The sequence below is a fragment of the Microbacterium sp. genome, assembly GCF_044340635.1.
GTDB lineage: Bacteria > Actinomycetota > Actinomycetes > Actinomycetales > Microbacteriaceae > Microbacterium.
Genome location: NZ_JBIITF010000001.1, coordinates 25,915 through 44,517, shown reverse-complemented (window position 1 = coordinate 44,517; position 18,603 = coordinate 25,915). Strand labels below are relative to the sequence as shown.

Below are 18,603 nucleotides of genomic sequence, written 5' to 3'. Positions count from 1 at the left end.
ACTCGGGCGGAGCAGCAGGCGTACGAGTGGCTCGATCTGGAAGTTCTCGACCGGACGGATCCCTCCATGGCCTCTGCTGCACTCGTCACCGCACCCACCGCTACTGCACGCTCCGCCGCCACTCGGACACGCTCGACCACGGATCTCGGCGTCGCTCCAGGCTCGAAGACGGCGGTGTCGATCCGTGGGGCGGACAAGATCTTCTCGCTGGGCCGGGGCAAGCAGTTGCAGGCCCTGGCACAGGTCGACATCGAGATCGAAGAGGGCGAGTTCGTGGCCATCATCGGTCCATCCGGGTGTGGCAAGTCGACGGTCCTGCGCCTCGCGGCAGGGCTCGACGAGCCGACGAACGGAACCGTCGAGATCTTCGGTGCGGAGCCGCGCCAGTTGGCGAAGCAGCACCGGCTCGGCGTCGCGTTTCAGGAGCACGCCCTGCTGCCCTGGGCCTCCGTGCGATCGAACATCGCGCTGCCCTACAAGGTCGCCGGCCGGAAGGTCGACGACGTCCGGGTCGACGGACTCATCGAGCTCGTCGGGCTGAGCGGTTTCGAGAAGGCGCGGCCCAAGCAGCTCTCGGGCGGCATGCGCCAGCGTGTGTCCATCGCACGCGCCCTCGTCTTGAGCCCGGATCTGCTTCTGCTGGACGAACCCTTCGGCGCCCTCGATGCCGTGACACGTCGACGGATGAACGCCGAGCTCGCGCGCATCTGGGGCGAGGAGAAGATCACCTCCATCCTCGTGACCCACGATGTCGACGAGGCGCTCATCCTCGCCGATCGGATCATCGTGATGACCGGACGCCCCGGGCAGGTCCGCGAAGTGAAGAAGGTCGACTTCCCCCGCCCCCGCGATGCCGAGACCACGCGCTCTCCCGAATTCCATGCCCTCGTCGACGAGCTCACGTCGCTCCTCGATGCCAGCGAAAGCGCCGCGGCGTGAAGCCCACCCGCAGATCCACCAAAGTCATCTACGGAGTTATCGGCAGTGTGCTGCTGATCCTGGGCGCCGAACTCATCGGACAGTTTCAGCTTGCGGGTAGGGCGTGGCCCCCGTTGACGGATGTCGTGGCGTACGTCTCGACGCCGGCCGGCGCGAGCCTTGTGTGGCGGAACGCACTCGTCACGCTCTCGGCCGCCGCCCAAGGGTTCGTCCTCGGCGTCGCCGTTGCCGTGATCGGAGCGGCGCTTGCGCTCGTCGTCCCGCTGCTGCGTCCGGGATTCGATCGTTTCGCGGCCATCCTGCACGCGGTACCGACCATCGCCTTGGCGCCGCTTCTGATCACGACCGTCGGCCGCGAGGATACGCCGATGGTGATCGCGGCGCTGAGCGTCGGGTTCGTCATGTTCGTCACGATGACGTCGGGCTTCGCTCACACGAGCGCCGCACACGAAGATGTCTTCACCGTGCTGGGTTCCCAGCGCGTCCAGCGCCTCGCGCGTCTCGAAGTGCCGCAGGCGATTCCGGCCTTCTTCGACGGACTGACGCTCGCTGCCCCCGCCGCCGTGCTCGGGGCGACGATCGGCGAATGGTTCGGAGCCCCGATGGGGTTGGGGCTGGTGCTCGTCAGTGCCATGCAGAACTACCAAATGGCCCTGCTCTGGTCGGCGGCACTGGCGGCGACCATCATGTCGCTCGCGGCATACCTTCTCTTCGTCCAGCTGCAGCGTGTCGCGGTGCGGAGATTCGCATGAGCCGGCTGCGTGCGTTCGGTGTGGGCCTCCTGCACCTCTGGCCGATTGCACTGATCCTGATCGCCTGGGACCTCTGGATCGTGGTCAACGACTACACGTCGACCGTCGCTCCTCGACCGTGGAGCGTCATCACCGACCTCACGGCGGGTTTCGGTGACTACCTACCCTCCGTGCTCTACACCCTCGGGGTGTCACTCGGGGGACTGATCGGCGGCACGCTCATCGGTTTCGTCGCCGGTATAGCGGTGTGGTGGTCCGCTGCGTTGTCGGGCGTCGTGACACCGACGGCCCTCGTCATCCGCTCCGTTCCGATTACCGCGCTGATCCCGATCATCGCCCGGATCGTCGGCTACGGCGACGCGGCCGTGATCACCTCGACCGCGCTGATCTGCTTCTTCCCCGCCTTCGTCTTCACGTTGTCGGGTCTGGCCTCGATTCCCGAAGCCGGAGCCGATCTGTTCCGGGTCATGGGTGCCAACAAGCTGCAGGTACTCGGACGCCTCGGCATTCTCCATGCGCTGCCGAACCTCATGATCTCGGTGCGCATCACCGCTCCAACCGCGGTGCTGGCGGCCATGCTCGCCGAATTCCTCATGGGTACCAATGGACTCGGCGCCCTGTTCTCCGAGTCGCGCAGCTACATGAACATGGAGCGCGCCTGGGGCACCGCCCTCATCGCCACCATCGCGTCCGTGCTGGTGTTCCTCGGTGCGCGCGTGCTCGAGCGTCGCGTGGACGCGCGCGTCACCTGATCCATCCGATCCCTGATCCATTCCTACCGAGGTTGCGCAGGGGCGCAACCGTGGCGGGAGCCTTGCCGAAAAGCAGTCGATACGACCCGATAATCGCCCGACCAGATGCCCCAACCCACACAAGGAGCCACATGTCGCACCGTCTGTCAGCCGCCGCACCACAGCGCCGCAAGCGCATCTTGACCGCATCCTCGTTCGCGCTCGTCGCGTCGCTGGCGCTCGCCGGCTGCGCGGGCGCGGCGGGTGACGCCGAGAGTACCGAAGTCGGGGAGGAGCTCACTACCATCCGGGTCTCACTCGGATGGATCAAGAACGTGGAGTGGGGTGGGTTCTGGATCGCGGATGCCGAGGGCTACTACGCCGAAGAAGGCATTGAGGTCGAGTGGATCGGCGGCGGACCGAACGCGCCCACCACCATGGCGACCGTCGCCGCGGGCGATGCCGACCTCGGCATCGTGCCCGGCACGCAATCCTGGCTGCAGACCTTCGCGGACGGAAACGATTGGACCGCGATCGGCGCACTGTTCCAGGAGAGCCCCGGCGCGCTCGTGTCGCTCGCGGACGATCCCGTCACCTCCGCCGAAGACATGGTCGGAAAGACGGTGCTCGGCCAGGAGGGGACCCAGATCAACTATGATGCCGTCTTCGCGCTCGCGGGTCTCGAGCCCGACTACGAGTTCATCCCGGTCGGCTACGACATCGCCCCGCTCGTGGATGGCCAGGGCGTCGCGTACACGGCCTACGCGACCAACCAGCCGATCATGCTCGAGGAGCAGTACGGACTCTCGCCCGACGATTACGTCGTGACCCTCTATGCCGAACTCGGCATGCCCCTTTACGGCAACGTGGTCTACGGCGACTCCGCGTACATCGAAGAGAACGGCGATCTGATGGAAGGCTTCTTGCGGGCATCGATCCGGGGCTGGGAGGAGAACGGTGAGGACTTCGCCGTCGGAGCCCAGCTGTCGGTCGACGAGTACGGCGCCGATCTCGGCCTCGACATCGTGCAGCAGACCCGCGAGAACGAACTGCAGCAGCCGTTGGTCGTGGGGGAGTACGGCGACCCGCTGTTCTGGATGGACCCTGAGTTGATGCTCGAGGTGATGTACCCCGGCCTCGAAGCGGCCGGCTACACAGACCTTCCCGACCCGAACGACTACATCGACATGAGTTACCTCGAGGCGGCCCACGCCAGCCTCGAATAGACCCGTGAGACGGGGCTCGGGAGTTCATCCCGAGCCCCGTCCGCCACCCCGATCACGTCGATAGCGAAAGAGAAACGCATGACCCTCACCGAGTCCCTCACCCCCGATGCCGCCACCGTCAGAGATCTGCAAGCTCTCCCCAAGGGACACCTGCACCTCCATATGGAGGCGGCCATGCGGCCGGGCACGCTCGTCGACCTGTCGGGTGCGCTCGGGATCGAACCCGTCGTGACGAGCGGGTTCTCGGGGTTCACCGCGTTCAGCGAGACGTACCGCGGTCTTCTGGCGGCCATGGATCATCCCGACCACCTCGGAATCCTGATGGACCAGATCTTCGAGGATCAGGCGGCGGAGGGCGTCGCCTATCTCGAGCTCGGGGTGAGTCCCCGCTTCTACGCCGAGCGGTACGGATCGCTCGAGGCATCACTCGCCGAGATGCTCGACCTCGCGCGCTCCGCTTCAGCGACCCACGGCGTCGCGTTCGGCTTCATGCCGACGATCGATCGCACCGCCGGGCTCGAGAACGCCATCGAGGTCGCTCGTGCCGCGGCGCGTTTCGCCGGTGACGGGGTCGTCTCGCTCGGGCTCGCCGCGGACGAACGCGGCTTCCCCTGCGCCGACTTCGCCGAGGCCTTCGCGATCGGGCGGGCGGCGGGTCTGCAGTCGACACCGCATGCCGGCGAGCTGGTGGGACCGGAGTCCGTCTGGGAAGCGATCGACATCCTCGGGGCCGATCGGATCCTGCACGGCGTGCGGGCGGTCGAGGATCCGGAGCTGGTGGCCCTGCTTGCTGAGCGCGGCATTCCGCTCGATGTGTGCCCGACCTCGAACGTACTTCTCGACGTGGTGGCCGAGATCGGCGAGCACCCCCTGACGGTCTTGCTGGACGCGGGGGTCCGGTGCTCGATCAACGCCGATGACCCCATCTTGTTCGGCCCCGACATCCTGGCCGAGTACGAACTGTGCCGCTCGAGCCTCGGCATGAGCGACGAGCAACTCGCCGCGTGCGCGTGGACCTCGATCGAGACGACGCTCGCACCCGCGGACGTCAAGGCCGCTGCGAAGGCCGCGATCGACGGGTGGCTGGCGGCATGAGCAAGACACTCCACTTCGGTGTCTTCGAGGTCATGGGTCCTCAGGTGGGCGGCACGTACAGCTGGGCGCACCCCCGCAGCGAGGGCCTGTCGTACCTCGACCCGACGTACTGGATCCGGATGGCTCGGATCCTCGAAGACACGGGCTTCGATTTCCTCTTCTTCGCCGGCGGGTACGGGTATCCGCTGATCGACGGTGATCTGCCCCATGTGGCGACCGAGAAGGCCATCAACTTCCCCAGCCTGGATCCGGACTACCTGATCCCGATCCTCGCCCAGCACACCGACCGGCTCGGCTTCGTTGTCACGCAGTCGACGGGCCTGGACCATCCGGTGCAGCTTGCCCGTCGATTCTCGACCCTCGATCACCTGACCGGTGGGCGCATCGGCTGGAACATCGTGACCGGGGCATCGCAGAACGCCATCGCCGACGTGTTCGGTCACGACAGCATGGTGCCGCACGACACCCGGTACGAGATGGCGGCGGAGTATGTCGAACTCGCCGCCCGCTTCTGGGAAACCGCGTGGGATGACGACGCGTTCGTCGGCGATCCCGCGACGGGCATCTTCGCGAGGCGCGACGGAGTGCACCGCGTCACCTACGACGGAGCGCACTACCGGTCGCGGGGCTACTACGGGGCGCCCCCCTCGCCCCAGCGCACGCCGGTGCTGTTCCAGGCCGGCACGTCGCCGGCCGGCCGGGCTTTCGCCGCCGCGAACGCCGAGTGCGTGTTCGTGCAGGCGACGACCCCGGCGCGGACCGCCGTGGCGGTGGCCGATATCCGCCGGCTCGCGGGCGAGGCCGGGCGCGACCCCGAGGCCATCACACTGATGTGCGGTCTGACCGTCTTCGTCGGCGAAACCGAAGCCGATGCGTTGCGATACGAAGCCGAATTCGATGCGATGCAGACTGACGAGATCGTGGCGTCGCTGTACGCAGGCAATACGGGCATCGATCTACTCGCGCTCGATGCCGACAAGACTCTGCACCAAGTGCTGGATGCGGGTGGGCCGATCGGACAGATGGGTACGAGCAACATCGAGCGCTTCCTCGGAGACGCCGAGGGCAATGGTGCGCCTACCGTGCGGCAAATCCTCGATCAGTTGCGCGGCCGGGGGACGCGGGGCTTCCGCATCGTCGGAAGTCCGGTGCAGGTGGCGGATCAGATCGAGGCGCTGATCTCGGCGACCGACCTCGATGGCTTTCTGATCGAGCCGGTCTTCCCGCCCCATGATCTCGAGGACTTCGGGCGCTGGGTTCTGCCGATCCTGCGCGAACGCGGACGGCTCCGCGATGGTGAGGCGGGCAACACGCTCCGCGCCCGGCTCTCGGAGATCTCGGGCCACGACCGACTGGGTGCGGCCACCCCGTCATCGCATCCCCCGTGACGGCGGGCTGAGCCGCACCCGACGGGCCTTCAAGCCGCCGCCCGTAAGATGAGCCGGGTGGAGAACACGCCGGAGCGACAGCGCCTGCTCGGCTTGGTCGTCGACCTCATCCTGCGCGATGGGGTCATCGATCTCAGCCTGAGCGCTATCTCGCGTGCGATCGGCTCGAACAATCGCATGCTGCTCTACTACTTCGGCTCGAAGCAGGAGCTGATCGGCGAGGCCGCGCTCGTCGCGTTCGACAGCTTCCCGCGGTTGCGTGACATGTTCGCCCGACTGAGCCAGCCGGGGGATCTCGAGCAGCGCTTGCTCACAGCGTGGGACGATCTCGCCGACCCCGACAGTCGGCCGTACGTCCGACTGTTCTTCCAGCGGTTCGGCATCGCCATGCGAGATCCGGACGAGTGGGGGGACTTCATCGAGCGCGTCGGTCGGGAGTGGATCGAAGAGGTTCGCGACACGCTCGTGGCGGATGGCTTCTCACCCGAGGACGCGCTGTCCGGCGCGACCCGGATCATCGCGCTCCTTCGGGGCCTGCAGTTTCTGCTGCTGTCGGGCGTGGATCCCGCTCAGCTTCGTTCGGCCTACCGCGACGCCATTCGGGATCTCGCAGCTGCAGCTGCCCTCGCGCCGGCTTCCGTGCCCTCCGCCTGACGAGTCGGTTCGCCGCTTCGCCACCTCGCGTGGTCGTCCAGGTTTTTCGGGACGGTGACACGGTCGAAACAATCACGCCCTAGCTTTGAACTGTTCAGTTCAGTTCATTTCATCCCCGTCAGTGGCGAGAGGCGAAGACATGGGTTCCGAAAGCACGAAGCAGCCATGGAAGATCGGAATGTTCCAGTGCGCGGGACTCATGGGCGCGTGGAAGCTGCCCGAGAACACCGCAACCGACTTCCTCGACCTGAACCACTGGCTGACGATGGCCCGACGATGCGAAGAGGCGGGCGTCGACTTCCTGTTCTTCGCCGACGACTACGGCTACCCGGTCGTCGGAGACGGCATCCCGGCGACGGCGCTACGCGGCGGCGTGCAGTTCCCGAAAGCCGACCCCACGATGATCCTGCCCGCGCTCGCCGCCGTGACGGAACGGCTCGGCCTGGTCACCACGCTGTCGACCACGGTCGAGAAACCCCCGATGGTCGCCCGCAAGATGGCAACGCTCGACCACATGACGAACGGACGCATCGGCTGGAACATCGTGACCGGCGCCGGTCAGAACGCGTCCGCACGCCTGTTCGGCTTGCCGATGACCGAGCACGACAAGCGCTACGAGATCGCGGCGGATCACGTCGACCTCTCCCTCAAACTGTGGGAGGGATGCTGGGACGCAGACGGCCTCGTGATCGACCGGGAAGCCGGGATCTTCGCCGACCCCGACAAGGTTCGTGAGATCGAACACCACGGTCCGCACTTCGATGCAAAGGGCCTGCTCACGGTTCCGCCGGGACCGCAGCGGACACCCATGCTGTTTCAGGCCGGCGCATCCGTTCCCGGTCGCGACCTGGCGGCCAAGTACGCCGAAGCCGTCTTCCTCGCCGCGGAGGTGCCGGCGCTCACCGCCCAGATCGCCGATATCCGTCGCCGCGCCGAGGAGTACGGCCGCGATCCGCGCTCGATCAAGTGCCTGATCGCCGGCACGTTCGTCGTCGCCGAGACGGAGGCCGAAGCCCACGCCCTGCGCGCGCGCCAAACGGGCACGCGGTCGCTCGAGGACGCGGCCGCTTCGTACGCCTTCTTCACGGGGCTCGATCTGTCCGTCATGGATCCCGACAAGCCGCTCGACGTCGAAGCGGCCCTCACCCAGACGGGTCGCACGAACGTCGAGCGCTTCCTTGGTCCCGACGCGCCGACGGTCCGCGAGATCCTCGAGGAGTTCCAGCGCAACAGCGTGATGGGCGCCCCGTTCATCGGTGACGCCGCGGAGGTCGTCGACCAGGCACAGGCCGTGATCGAGGCGACCGACGCCGACGGATTCCTCGTCCAGCCCGATCACACGGGCACCTTCGACAGCTTCATCGATCTCGTGATGCCCGAGCTGCGTGCACGCGGTCTCGTGGCTACCGACCTTCCCGCTATGACGCTGCGCGAGCGGCTGCTCGGAACCGGCACGCCGCACCTTGCGCCCGAGCATCCCGGGGCGGCCTACCGACGCGACGTCGCAAGCGCTAAATCACCGGCCACCGCGTAAGGAGCGAATCATGACGCGAATCACGACCAAGAAGCTGGCGATCGGCATGTTCCAGAACGGTCGTGCGCGACAGACCTGGGCGATGTCGGGCCGCGAGGATGAGCCGAACTACACTGACCTCGAGTACTGGACCGAGCTTGCGCGCAAGTGCGAGGCGGCGGGTGCGGACTTCCTGTTCCTCGCGGACTCGTACGGCTACCCGACGCTGAACGACACCGTCATCCCGACGGCGATCGAGCGGAACGTGCAGTTCTCGACCGTCGACTCGCAGATGCTGATGTCGGCGTTGGCGGCCGCGACGAAAAACCTGGGGCTCGTCACGACGGTGTCCACGATGGTCGAGAGGCCGCCCATGGTGGCGCGCCAGTATCGCAGCCTTGACCACTTCTCGAAGGGCCGCATGGGGTGGAACATCGTCACGGGTTCGGCGCAGGCCGGGTCCGCGCTGCTGTTCGGCGAGCCGCTGATGCCACACGATGACCGGTATGCGCTGGCCGACGATCACGTGCAGCTCTCGCTGAAGCTGTGGGAAGGATGCTGGGACGACGACGCCCTCATCCGCGACAGCGCGACGGGGATCTGGGCAGACCCTGCAAAGGTGCACGAAATCATCCACGACGGCCCGTTCTTCTCGTCGAAAGGCGTGCTCGTCACGCCGCCGAGCCCGCAGGTCACCCCGACGCTGTTCCAAGCGGGCGCGTCCAGCGCGGGGCGAGAGCTCGCGGCGACGTACGCCGAGGCGGTATTCCTCGCGGCCGAGTCGAAAGCGCTGGCCGAGCAGATCGCCGACATCCGCCTCCGTGCCGAGGCGAAGGGCCGCGGTCGCGACGCGATCAAGTGTCTGATCGCCGGGACCTTCCGCATCGCCGAGTCGGAGGAGGAGGCACGCGCCGCGCACGAGGCCCAGATTGCGGGTATTTCTCTCGAGTACGCGGCGGCCACGTACGCCTACTTCACGGGCGTCGACCTGCTGTCGTTCGATCTCGACCAGCCGATGCCCGCGAGCACGGCGAAGACCGACAACGGGCGAACGAACGTCGAGCGATTCCTCGGTCCGGATGCCCCGACCGTGCGGGAGATCCTCGAGGAGTTCCGCGCCAACGGCGTCATGGGCAAGCCCTTCCTCGGGACTGTCGAGCAGGCAGTCGACCAGGCCCTGGCGCTCATCGAAGGGACCGATGCCGACGGTTTTCTCGTCCAGCCCGACCCCGACGGCAGCCACGACATGTTCTTCGAGAAGGTCATGCCCGAGCTGCGCCGTCGCGGTGTCATCAAGGACGAGTTGCCGGGCGCCACCCTCCGCGAGCATCTGTTCGGGGAGGGTTGCGTCCGGTTGCCCGATTCGCACCCGGGTGCCGCCTTCCGGCGAACGGGAGTGCTCGTCTAGGCGTCGTCAGCCTGCTCGTCCTCTTCGGGCTCGAACGTCGAGCTGGTACCCGTGTGTCCCTCGCCGACGCCGCCGGGGAATCGGGGATCGTGCCGTCCTTGCCGAGTCCGCCCGGCTTCTGCGTCGCCTCGTCGTTCTCGGCGTCCGACGCATTCTCGAGATCGCGGTCTTCCGTCATGGTGTTCCCTTCGTCGCGGTGAAGCTTAGGCATCCGTGGAAGATCCCGCTCCAGGGTTGACAGGGGCGTCAGGGGGATCGATGAGTACCCCGGATACAGCGGATAGAGTCGAGGGATCTGTGCTCGCCGGGGATTCGCATCGACGACCCGTGGCCGGGAGCACCCGCAACGTTGGAGGTTCCGCCGTGTCCACGATCGACTACGACGCACATCGCGATGACTGGGTGGCACGCGAAGAACTCGCCGAGCGCCTGATCCCGCAGATCGGGCGTCTGTATCGCGACCACGGGATCGTCACCTCGGTGCACGGTCACCGCATCATCAACCTGTCGGCGATCGGGGTGATCGAAGCTCAAGAGCGGGCCCGTCAGCTCGGCCACGAAGAACTCACGCTCGAGCAGACGGACGCCGTGCTGAAGGCGCTCCTGGCGATTCGACCCGGTCCTGCCTCGGTCGATGTCGCGCGGCTCGCACTCTCGCTGCGTGAAGCCGGGACGGGCGTAGATGTCGAGGCGCACGTGCGGGCGGCGTTCGACGGCATGGAGGTCCATGACGCCGAACGCAGCACGGACGTCGTGCTCTACGGATTCGGGCGCATCGGTCGACTCCTCGCTCGTATCCTGATCAGCCACGCGGGCAACGGTCACGGTCTGCGTCTGCGTGCAATCGTCGTGCGGCGGGGATCCGACAACGACCTCATCAAGCGCGCGAGCCTCTTGAGCCGCGATTCGGTGCACGGTTCGTTCCCGGGCACGGTCGAGGTCGATGAAGTGAACGATGTGATCGTCGCCAACGGCACCCGCATCCAGGTGATCTACTCCAGCGATCCCGCCGCGACGGATTACACGGCGTACGGCATCCGGGACGCGGTCGTCGTCGACAACACCGGTCGCTGGAGGGACGAAGAGGGCCTGTCGCAGCATCTGCGGAGCCCCGGCGTCGCGCGCGTCCTGCTGACCGCCCCGGGAAAGACGCCGCTGAAGAACATCGTCCACGGCATCAACGACGCCGACATCACGCCCGAGGACCGCATCCTCTCCGCCGCTTCGTGCACGACCAATGCGATCACACCCGTGCTGAAGGCGATCGATGAGGCCTACGGCGTCGTCCGCGGTCATGTCGAGACGGTGCACTCGTTCACGAACGATCAGAATCTCACCGACAACTTCCACAAGGGCGATCGGCGCGGGCGCTCGGCGGTGCTCAACATGGTCATCACCGAGACCGGTGCGGCCAAGGCCGTCGCAAAGGCGCTACCCGAACTCGCCGGGAAGCTCACGGGCAGCAGCATCCGCGTCCCGACGCCGGACGTCTCGCTCGCCATCCTGAACCTCACGCTCGAACGCCCGGCGACCAAGGACGAGGTAAACGACTACCTGCGTCGGGTCTCGCTGCACTCGAAGCTGCGGCAGCAGATCGACTACGTCGAGTCTCCCGAGATCGTCTCGACGGACTTCGTGGGGTCGCATCGCGCGGGCATCGTCGACGGGCTCGCGACGATCGCCGACGGCACGAACATGGTGCTCTACGTCTGGTACGACAACGAGTACGGATACTCCTGCCAGGTCGTGCGCGTCCTGGAGAAGATCGCGGGAACGCACCCGGTGGTGGTCCCGACGCGCGTGGACGTGCGACTGGCTACGACCGGCTAGAGCCTGTCAGCTGCGAGCCGCGTCGGCATCCGTCCCGGGCTCGTCTCCGTCGGTCTCGGCGGGCGCGGTGGGTGCATCCGGATCGACCTGCACAGGAGGCTCATCCTGAAGGTAGGCCCGGTCCGTGTCCGGATTGCCGCTGCCGTCCTGGCCGAGGCTCGTGGGGGTGTTGCCTGCATCGTTCGACATGAGTTCTCCTCGTCGGAAGTGGCGGTTGTGGATCACGGCTGATCACCGTATGCATCCAGCGAACCCGGTCTCGGTGCGGAACGCATCGGGGTTGACAGAGTGTTGTGGAGGATGAGTTGTCAACGGTCTGCGGGTTTCGTCATCACGCGCCTACGCTCGCCCCATGGCGGTGACGGAATTGTGGTTGGTCAGGCACGGCGAGAGCGTCGGGAATGTGGCAGCGACCCGGGCGCATGCCGAGGGACTCGATGTCATCCCCCTCGATCTGCGGGATGCGGACGTGCCGCTCTCGTCAACGGGCGAAGACCAGGCGCGCGCCCTCGGCGAGTGGCTGTCGGGCCACCGAGCCGAGATCGACGCGTACTGGGTGTCGCCGTACCTGCGCGCGCGCCAGACGCTCGACGTGGGGCTCGGCGACGAACGACCCGGCGCCGAGCCGATCGTGGTCGACGAGCGGTTGCGCGATCGGGAACTCGGCATCCTCGACCTTCTGACAATGCAGGGAGTTGAGCGGTTCCATCCCGAAGAGATGGAACGGCGCCGGCACCTCGGCAAGTTCTACCATCGGCCCCCGGGCGGAGAATCGTGGGCGGACGTCGCCCTCAGGCTGCGTTCGTTCCTGCGCGACGCGCTCTCCGGTCCCGAGGAGCGGGCCATGATCGTTGCGCATGACGCCGTGGTGATGCTGCTGCTGTACGTCCTGCTCCCTCTCGACGAGGCGGAACTGCTGGATTTCGCGGCCGCCAACACGGTCGACAACGCCTCGGTCACGCACGTCCGTCTCACCGAAACGGGGTGGGAACTCGTGGAGTTCTCGAGCGTCGGACACCTCGAGCGCGAGGGCGCTCCCGTCACCGAGCACGCGGGGAGCCCCGATGTCCAGCCCGAGTGAGACCGTCACCCCCGAAGTGCTCCGGGAATGGGGGATGCCCGATCCCGGCAACTCCAAGAAGACGCGCGGACGCGTGATGGTCGTCGGCGGGTCGCGGCGCTCGCCCGGGGCGATCCTCCTTGCGGGCGAAGCCGCACTGCGGGTCGGCGCCGGCCGCCTGGGGCTGGTCGTGCCCCTCTCGATCGAGGCGCAGATCGGTGTTGTGATCCGCGAGGCCGCGGTCTTCTCGCTTCCCGAGCAGGCGACCGACCCCATCGACGGACATCTGCGTGACGAACTCGCCGCCGCCGGTGCCGTGCTGGTCGGGCCCGGTTTTGACGAGCCGGACGAGACGCGTGCCACCCTCGAGGCGATCGCCGACATCGGCGTCGCCTGCCTGGTGCTCGACGCGTTCGGGCTCGGCGTCCTGCCCGACATCGATCGAACCCTCCTCCCGGATACGCTCATCCTGAACCCCAACGAGGAAGAAGCCGCCCTGCTGCTGGGCCGGGAGCTACGCGATGATCGAACCGGCGATCTCCTCGAGATCGCCGAGCGATACGATGCCGTCGTCAACTGTTATGGCCACGTCGTCAGCCCCTCCGGTGAATCGTGGCGTGTCTCGGCGGGTGGCGCCGGGCTCGGAACCTCGGGGAGCGGTGACGTGCTGGCGGGCGCGATCGCCGGCCTGGCGGCGCGCGGACTGCCCGCGGAACGCGCCGCGGTCTGGGCGAGCTGGGTCCACGCGAGCGCAGGTGACCGACTCACGGAGCGTCCCGGTCTCGGATTCCTGGCCGGGGATCTCGCCCGGGAGCTCACGCCCGTGATGAACGGGGCGCTGGGCGAGTTCACCTCGGCGTAACCTCCGGACGGGAGGATGCGCCCATGTCGATGTCCGAGCCTTTCATGCCCGCCGATGAGCCCCGTCCGGAGCGCCCCCCGACCGATCGCGACATCGACACGGATGTCGATGTGATCCGGGACATCGGTGACGGAGATTCCGAGACGAATGCGCCGGCGGGATTTCCCGCTAACACGGTCTTCCACGCCCCGACGCCGGGCGACCGGTTGACCGAGGACGCTCTCGAGAAGGACCTCGACGAGGAGTAGCGTCCGACCGCCCGGGATGCGCCGGTCGGATCGCACGTCTGTGGTCAGCGCGTGGCCGCTCACGAGGACCGCGCGCGATATGGCGGACCCCCACAGGGGTCATCGGTCCGGGTACCCGTGGATGGCGAAGAATTCGCCGTGCGTGCCCGAGATGGCACGGCGGACGACGTCGAACGCCCAGTCGAGCGCCGCGGAGTGCTGCGCCGTCGTCCGCGCGAACAGAGAGACGTCGACGCTCGCCATGTCGAACGGCAGCTGGCGGACCACCAGCGGCCAGGACGTCGCCCAGCCCGCGCCGATCGTGTCGGGTACCGTGGCGATCATGTCGGGGCGTGCCGCGAGCAGCGGTGGGATCGACGCGAAGTGGTTGACGCTGACCGGCTCGTCGAGGACCGCGCCCAGGCGGCTGAGCGCGGTGCGCAGATTGGGACGGCCGGAGTCGCTCGCCACGACGACGTGCGTCGCGGCGAGGTAGTCCTCGAGACTGACTTCGCCGCGGGCGAGCGGATGATTCTGCGACATCAGGATCGCGTAGCCCTGCGACTTCAACACGACGTGGGGAAATTCACCGGTCACGCGGGATGAGGTCACGGCGAGGTCGATGCTTCCGCGCGCGAGCCAGCCCGGCAGCCGATCGACGTCCAGCGGCACCACCTCGAGGCGAGCGTGGGGCGCGGCGGTGCGCACGGCATCCAGGATTGCGGGGAAGTAGCCGATCTCGCCCAGCTCGGACAGGGCGATCCGGAAGACACGATCGAACTCCGCTGGCTCGAACCCGTGCACTGAGTCGAGGGTGCGGTCGATGCGCGCGAGGGCATCGCGGAAGTCGGGGTAGAGCGAGCTGGCAAGTTCGCTCGGCTCCATGGTCCTTCCGACGCGCCGGAAGAGCGGGTCATCGAGCTCGCGCCGTAAGCGCCCGAGCGCCTGGCTGACCGCGGGTTGCGTCACATACAGGCCCTCCGCTGCGGCGGTCAGGCTTCGCGTTTCGTAGATGGCGACGAAGCTGCGCAGCAGGTTGAGGTCCACGGGCACTCCACTCCAATGTGACGGGTACGGCCACGACGCGCGGATGACGGACACGGTCGCGGACGACTTAGGCATCCTTTCCTCAGCATAAGCACCGCTTATGGATATCGCACGCGCCGATGCATAGGCTGACTGTGAGCCACATCCGGCGGATCACCCGCCGCGAACGAAGGAGTTCTCGTGTCCGAATCTCTCGCCGCCGCAATCGCCCGTGTCGGAAGCCCCGTCGATGTCCTCCGCAACGCGCCGGCTCGTCCCACCGTCTTCCCGGTGACGCCGGAGTTCAGCAACTGGCGCTCCGAGCAGTTGTCGTGGCGCACCTCGGTCGCCCTACTCGACCAGTCCCACCACATGACCGACCTGTTCCTGACCGGCCCCGACGCGCTGAAGCTGCTGAGCGACGTGGGCGTGAACAGCTTCGCCAACTTCCGGGTCGACAATGCCAAGCAGTTCATCGCGGTGAACAGCGACGGCTACCTGATCGGTGACGCGATCCTCTTCTACCTCGCCGAGGAGTCGTTCGACCTCGTCGGGCACCCGATGGTCATCGACTGGGTCCAGTACCACCTCGAGACGGGCGACTACGACGCCACGTTCGAACGGGACGGCAACTCCATCGTGCGCGCCGGCGACCCGAAGCTGTACCGCTACGAGCTGCAGGGCCCGAACGCGCTCGCGCTCATGGAGAAGGTCACCGGCGCTCCCGTGCCGCCGACGAAGTTCTTCCACATGGCGACCTTCACGATCGACGGCGTGACCGTCCGCTCGCTCCGCCACGGCATGGCGGGTCAGCCCGGCTTCGAACTGTTCGGCCCCTGGGCCGAGGGCGAGCGCGTGCGCTCCGCTCTGATCGAGGCCGGCGAAGAGTTCGACCTCGTGCTGGTCGGATCGAAGGCATACTCCTCGGCGAACCTCGAGTCGGCCTGGGTGCCGTCCCCGCTCCCCGCGATCTTCACGGGCGAGGGCACTGCCGCGTACCGCGAGTGGCTGCCCGTTGCCCGGGCCGGGTCGCTCGCGGGCAGCCTGGCCTCTGACGACATCACCGACTACTACGTCACGCCCTACGACATCGGCTATGGGCGCAGCGTCGCATTCGATCACGACTTCATCGGCCGTGCGGCGCTCGAGCGCCACGCTGCGGAAGCACCCCGAACGAAGGTCACGCTGGTCTGGAACGAAGAAGATGTCGCGGCCGCCGTGCAGTCCCTGCTCGAGCCCGGCATCCCCGCGAAGTACATCGACTTCCCGAAGGCGCGCTACGGGCTGTACCAGGTCGACCGGGTGCTGATCGACGGTGAGGATGTCGGCATCTCGCACGACGTCGGCTACATCACGAACGAGCACGCGTTCGTCTCGCTCGCCAGCATCGCCACCGAGCACTCGGCACCGGGCACAGAAGTGCACGTCCTCTGGGGCGAAGAGCCGAACTCGCAGAAGCCCGCCGTCGAACCCCACCGCCAGATCGCGGTTCGTGCCACGGTCGAGCCCGCGCCGTATTCGGCTTTCGCGCGGGACAACTACCGGGCGAGCTGAGCGCGAGCCGTCTGCCCACGGGGCGGGGTTAACAAGCAAGAGACCCCGGAGTACTCTCCGAGGTCCCCCGTTCTTGTGCAGACGGGTCAGGCGTCGCGGATGTCTTCCTTGACCTCGTTGCGGGTCTTGACCGAGTCGCGCTCGGCTTCGGCCTTCTGCACCTCGGCGTCGGCTTCGGCTTTGGTCCGCTTCACCTCGGCGTCGGCCTTGGCCTCGTCGATCTTGTCGCCGAGGCGGTCTGTGGTGTCCTCGAACGCGTCCTTCGCCTTGCGGCCAGCGGTCTCGGCGGTCTCTTTGGCATCGTCGATGAATCCCATGTCTGGCTCCTTTCGAGTGGGTGTTTGTCGAAGCTAGGCCAGTTCGCGTGTGCGGGTGGAGGGGTTGCGCGGGGCCGCGCCGGTTGATACGACACTGGCGTCCGACGGGAGCGCGCCCATATCTTCGGGTAATGGCCAGCGAGGCGACGTTCTCCACAATCCTGTTCCAGCAGGGCAACAACACGGGTATCGAGGTTCCCCCTGGGGTGGTCGAAGCCCTGGCCGCCGGTAAGCGGCCCGCCGTGATCGTGACCGTCAACGGCTTCGAATACCGGAGCACCGTTGCTGTGATGGGCGGTCGCTACCTGATCCCCTTCAGCTCGGATAAACGCGCGGCGACGGGCCTGGCAGGCGGCGACGCGATCGACGTCGGGCTCGCCGTCGACGCGGCACCGCGCACCGTCGAGGTTCCCGCGGACCTCGCGCTCGCGCTGGATGACGCGGGTATGCGCGCAGCGTTTGATGCCCTCGCCCCGAGCGCCCGCAAGGCGCACGTCACGTCTGTCGAGTCCGCGAAGGCAGCCGAGACGCGAGCGCGTCGGATCGACTCGCTCGTCGCGAAGCTCGTGGGCTGACCGCGACGCGAGAGCTTTGCTCGGTTATAACGAGCGGCGCCGCCTGAGCTCGAGCGCCACCAGTCTCCCGGCGATACCGACGAGGATGACGGCCGCGCCGCCGACCAGAGCCGGCAGGGGAAGGGTGAGGGCGAGGACGCCGCACCCGACGCCGCCGAGAACCTGCAGGATGCGGGGGAAACGGCGTTTCTCCCCGCGTTGACGGAACGCGGCCGCATTCGCGATGAAGTAGTAGATGAGAACCCCGAAAGACGAGAAGCCGATCGCGCCGCGCAGGTCGACGGTCGCCACGGCGGCGACGACGACGATCGCGATCGCGATCTCGGCGCGGTGCGGCACACGGTAGCGGGGGTGGACCGCCGCGAGATAGCGGGGCAGATCGTCCTCGCGTGCCATAGCCAGGGTGGTTCGGCCGATGCCGGCGATCAGCGCGAGCAGCGCGCCGAGCGATGCGGTCGCCGCCCCGAAGCGGACGATCGGCCCCGCCCATGCCCAGCTGGAAGCGGCCGCGGTCTCGGCGAGGGGAGCTTCCGCCGACGCCGTTGCGTCGGGACCGAGCGTCGCGAGAACCGTGACCGCGACGACGGCGTAGACGACGAGCGCCAGCCCGAGGGCGAGCATGATGGCCCGCGGAATGTTCTTGGCGGGATCGCGGACCTCTTCCCCCATCGTCGCGATGCGGGCGTATCCGGCGAACGCGAAGAACAGCAGACCGGCGGATTGCAGGATGCCGTAGCCACCGCCCGTCCACAGGTCCAGGCCGGCGAAGCCTTCGGTGCCGTCCGTGCTCGACCATCCCGCTGCCACGACCACGGCCAGAGCCAGCAGCACGATGACGACCAGCACGCGGGTGAGCGCCGCCGTGCGGGTCACGCCGAGCAGATTCACGATCGCCAGGGCTGCCACGGCGGCGATGGCGACGGCTCGCTCCCATCCGGGGGGAGCGGCGTAGGCGGCGAATGTGATCGCCATCGCCGCGCAGCTCGCCAGCTTGCCGACGATGAATGCCCAGCCCGCGATGAAGCCCCACCACGGGCCGATCTCGGCCCGGCCGTAGGCGTACGTGCCCCCCGAGGTGGGGTGTGCGGCGGCAAGTTGAGCGGATGCGGCGGCGTTGCAGTACGCGACGAAGCCGGCGATCGCGAGGCCGATCAGCAGGCCCGCCCCGGCCGCCTCGGCTGCCGGCGCGAATGCAGCGAAGACCCCGGCTCCGAGCATCGAACCGAGACCGATGAACACCGCGTCGCCGAGACCGAGACGACGCGCGAGCGTGGGCGGGGGAGTCACGGCGCAGACTCTAGTGGTTGGAGGTGTCGGTCACGGTTCGGTACGTGTTCGCATTCGAGATCGCGCGGCCGGAACTTCGGTCACGGCGGCGTCTTCTCGTTCTTCCCGCTGTTCCTCTTGCAGCCGATCGGCTACCTGATCCTCGGCTTCGGCAAGTCG

General features: G+C 67.4%; 19 protein-coding genes. 15 read left to right on the top strand and 4 right to left on the bottom strand.

Annotated features, from left to right (window positions below):
• The first annotated feature begins 66 nt into the window (after nucleotides 1-66).
• The 10 genes from ACIQ0W_RS00210 to ACIQ0W_RS00165 all read left to right on the top strand — a co-directional run bounded on the left by ACIQ0W_RS00210 (nucleotide 67) and on the right by ACIQ0W_RS00165 (nucleotide 11,536).
• Nucleotides 67-939: an ABC transporter ATP-binding protein gene (locus ACIQ0W_RS00210; protein WP_396640912.1), complete on the top strand. Its 873-nt coding sequence runs from the start codon at nucleotides 67-69 to the stop codon at nucleotides 937-939.
• Nucleotides 936-1,691 carry an ABC transporter permease gene (locus tag ACIQ0W_RS00205; RefSeq protein ID WP_396640911.1) on the top strand — a complete coding sequence of 252 codons (756 nt, stop codon included), beginning with the start codon at nucleotides 936-938 and terminating at the stop codon, nucleotides 1,689-1,691. The genes ACIQ0W_RS00210 and ACIQ0W_RS00205 overlap by 4 nt, the downstream gene beginning before the upstream one ends.
• On the top strand, nucleotides 1,688-2,443 hold the full coding sequence (locus ACIQ0W_RS00200; RefSeq protein ID WP_396640910.1) for an ABC transporter permease: 756 nt from the start codon (nucleotides 1,688-1,690) through the stop codon (nucleotides 2,441-2,443). Before ACIQ0W_RS00205 ends, ACIQ0W_RS00200 begins: the two co-directional genes overlap by 4 nt.
• Before the next feature lie 131 nt (nucleotides 2,444-2,574).
• Entirely contained in the window at nucleotides 2,575-3,648 is a 1,074-nt protein-coding gene (locus tag ACIQ0W_RS00195) for an ABC transporter substrate-binding protein (RefSeq protein ID WP_396640909.1), read from the top strand.
• A 78-nt stretch (nucleotides 3,649-3,726) separates the two neighbouring features.
• Nucleotides 3,727-4,743 carry an adenosine deaminase gene (gene add, locus ACIQ0W_RS00190; protein WP_396640908.1) on the top strand — a complete coding sequence of 339 codons (1,017 nt, stop codon included), beginning with the start codon at nucleotides 3,727-3,729 and terminating at the stop codon, nucleotides 4,741-4,743.
• Nucleotides 4,740-6,131 (top strand): NtaA/DmoA family FMN-dependent monooxygenase, encoded by a 1,392-nt coding sequence (locus ACIQ0W_RS00185; protein WP_396640907.1) that lies wholly within the window; start codon nucleotides 4,740-4,742, stop codon nucleotides 6,129-6,131. Before add ends, ACIQ0W_RS00185 begins: the two co-directional genes overlap by 4 nt.
• A gap of 57 nt (nucleotides 6,132-6,188) precedes the next feature.
• A complete protein-coding gene (locus ACIQ0W_RS00180; protein WP_396640906.1) occupies nucleotides 6,189-6,785 on the top strand; it encodes a TetR/AcrR family transcriptional regulator in 597 nt (198 codons plus the stop codon).
• Between the two features lie 139 nt (nucleotides 6,786-6,924).
• The gene (locus ACIQ0W_RS00175) at nucleotides 6,925-8,319 is read left to right on the top strand and encodes an NtaA/DmoA family FMN-dependent monooxygenase (protein WP_396640905.1); all 1,395 of its coding nucleotides are present in this window, start codon (nucleotides 6,925-6,927) and stop codon (nucleotides 8,317-8,319) included.
• Nucleotides 8,320-8,329: 10 nt separating this feature from the next.
• On the top strand, nucleotides 8,330-9,706 hold the full coding sequence (locus ACIQ0W_RS00170) for an NtaA/DmoA family FMN-dependent monooxygenase (RefSeq protein ID WP_396640904.1): 1,377 nt from the start codon (nucleotides 8,330-8,332) through the stop codon (nucleotides 9,704-9,706).
• Nucleotides 9,707-10,069: 363 nt separating this feature from the next.
• Nucleotides 10,070-11,536, top strand: coding sequence for a glyceraldehyde-3-phosphate dehydrogenase (locus tag ACIQ0W_RS00165; RefSeq protein WP_396640903.1), 1,467 nt, complete (start codon nucleotides 10,070-10,072; stop codon nucleotides 11,534-11,536).
• Nucleotides 11,537-11,542: 6 nt separating this feature from the next.
• On the opposite strand, the gene ACIQ0W_RS00160 is transcribed toward ACIQ0W_RS00165, so the two are convergent.
• On the bottom strand, nucleotides 11,543-11,725 hold the full coding sequence (locus ACIQ0W_RS00160; protein ID WP_396640902.1) for a hypothetical protein: 183 nt from the start codon (nucleotides 11,723-11,725) through the stop codon (nucleotides 11,543-11,545).
• Nucleotides 11,726-11,888: 163 nt separating this feature from the next.
• On the opposite strand from ACIQ0W_RS00160, the gene ACIQ0W_RS00155 reads away from it, so the two are divergent.
• From ACIQ0W_RS00155 to ACIQ0W_RS00145, 3 genes are read left to right on the top strand one after another with little or no spacing between them, the layout of a single operon-like run.
• Entirely contained in the window at nucleotides 11,889-12,617 is a 729-nt protein-coding gene (locus tag ACIQ0W_RS00155; protein WP_396640901.1) for a histidine phosphatase family protein, read from the top strand.
• Nucleotides 12,601-13,458: an NAD(P)H-hydrate dehydratase gene (locus tag ACIQ0W_RS00150; RefSeq protein WP_396640900.1), complete on the top strand. Its 858-nt coding sequence runs from the start codon at nucleotides 12,601-12,603 to the stop codon at nucleotides 13,456-13,458. Before ACIQ0W_RS00155 ends, ACIQ0W_RS00150 begins: the two co-directional genes overlap by 17 nt.
• Nucleotides 13,459-13,481: 23 nt before the next feature.
• Nucleotides 13,482-13,706: a hypothetical protein gene (locus ACIQ0W_RS00145; RefSeq protein ID WP_396640899.1), complete on the top strand. Its 225-nt coding sequence runs from the start codon at nucleotides 13,482-13,484 to the stop codon at nucleotides 13,704-13,706.
• A 99-nt stretch (nucleotides 13,707-13,805) separates the two neighbouring features.
• On the opposite strand, the gene ACIQ0W_RS00140 is transcribed toward ACIQ0W_RS00145, so the two are convergent.
• A complete protein-coding gene (locus ACIQ0W_RS00140; protein ID WP_396640898.1) occupies nucleotides 13,806-14,807 on the bottom strand; it encodes a LysR family transcriptional regulator in 1,002 nt (333 codons plus the stop codon).
• Nucleotides 14,808-14,912: 105 nt separating this feature from the next.
• Here ACIQ0W_RS00140 and ACIQ0W_RS00135 point away from each other — a divergent pair, with 105 nt between their 5' ends.
• Nucleotides 14,913-16,265 (top strand): aminomethyl transferase family protein, encoded by a 1,353-nt coding sequence (locus ACIQ0W_RS00135; RefSeq protein WP_396640897.1) that lies wholly within the window; start codon nucleotides 14,913-14,915, stop codon nucleotides 16,263-16,265.
• Between the two features lie 86 nt (nucleotides 16,266-16,351).
• Here ACIQ0W_RS00135 and ACIQ0W_RS00130 read toward each other — a convergent pair whose 3' ends face one another.
• Nucleotides 16,352-16,582, bottom strand: coding sequence for a hypothetical protein (locus ACIQ0W_RS00130; protein ID WP_396640896.1), 231 nt, complete (start codon nucleotides 16,580-16,582; stop codon nucleotides 16,352-16,354).
• A gap of 131 nt (nucleotides 16,583-16,713) precedes the next feature.
• Between ACIQ0W_RS00130 and ACIQ0W_RS00125 the strand changes: the two genes are divergently transcribed.
• A complete protein-coding gene (locus ACIQ0W_RS00125) occupies nucleotides 16,714-17,157 on the top strand; it encodes a YdeI/OmpD-associated family protein (RefSeq protein WP_396640895.1) in 444 nt (147 codons plus the stop codon).
• 24 nt (nucleotides 17,158-17,181) lie between these two features.
• Here the strand turns inward: ACIQ0W_RS00125 and ACIQ0W_RS00120 are convergent, their stop codons facing one another.
• On the bottom strand, nucleotides 17,182-18,444 hold the full coding sequence (locus ACIQ0W_RS00120; protein ID WP_396640894.1) for an APC family permease: 1,263 nt from the start codon (nucleotides 18,442-18,444) through the stop codon (nucleotides 17,182-17,184).
• Nucleotides 18,445-18,603 lie beyond the last annotated feature (159 nt).

Bases quoted from the DNA above. Each gene is read 5' to 3' on its own strand.
- ACIQ0W_RS00210 (WP_396640912.1), top strand. From the start codon at position 67: ATGGCCTCTGCTGCACTCGTCACCGCACCCACCGCTACTGCACGCTCC.
- ACIQ0W_RS00200 (WP_396640910.1), top strand. From the start codon at position 1,688: ATGAGCCGGCTGCGTGCGTTCGGTGTGGGCCTCCTGCACCTCTGGCCG.
- ACIQ0W_RS00195 (WP_396640909.1), top strand. From the start codon at position 2,575: ATGTCGCACCGTCTGTCAGCCGCCGCACCACAGCGCCGCAAGCGCATC.
- add (WP_396640908.1), top strand. From the start codon at position 3,727: ATGACCCTCACCGAGTCCCTCACCCCCGATGCCGCCACCGTCAGAGAT.
- ACIQ0W_RS00185 (WP_396640907.1), top strand. From the start codon at position 4,740: ATGAGCAAGACACTCCACTTCGGTGTCTTCGAGGTCATGGGTCCTCAG.
- ACIQ0W_RS00175 (WP_396640905.1), top strand. From the start codon at position 6,925: ATGGGTTCCGAAAGCACGAAGCAGCCATGGAAGATCGGAATGTTCCAG.
- ACIQ0W_RS00170 (WP_396640904.1), top strand. From the start codon at position 8,330: ATGACGCGAATCACGACCAAGAAGCTGGCGATCGGCATGTTCCAGAAC.
- ACIQ0W_RS00160 (WP_396640902.1), bottom strand. From the start codon at position 11,725: ATGTCGAACGATGCAGGCAACACCCCCACGAGCCTCGGCCAGGACGGC.
- ACIQ0W_RS00155 (WP_396640901.1), top strand. From the start codon at position 11,889: ATGGCGGTGACGGAATTGTGGTTGGTCAGGCACGGCGAGAGCGTCGGG.
- ACIQ0W_RS00150 (WP_396640900.1), top strand. From the start codon at position 12,601: ATGTCCAGCCCGAGTGAGACCGTCACCCCCGAAGTGCTCCGGGAATGG.
- ACIQ0W_RS00145 (WP_396640899.1), top strand. From the start codon at position 13,482: ATGTCGATGTCCGAGCCTTTCATGCCCGCCGATGAGCCCCGTCCGGAG.
- ACIQ0W_RS00140 (WP_396640898.1), bottom strand. From the start codon at position 14,807: ATGCCTAAGTCGTCCGCGACCGTGTCCGTCATCCGCGCGTCGTGGCCG.
- ACIQ0W_RS00130 (WP_396640896.1), bottom strand. From the start codon at position 16,582: ATGGGATTCATCGACGATGCCAAAGAGACCGCCGAGACCGCTGGCCGC.
- ACIQ0W_RS00125 (WP_396640895.1), top strand. From the start codon at position 16,714: ATGGCCAGCGAGGCGACGTTCTCCACAATCCTGTTCCAGCAGGGCAAC.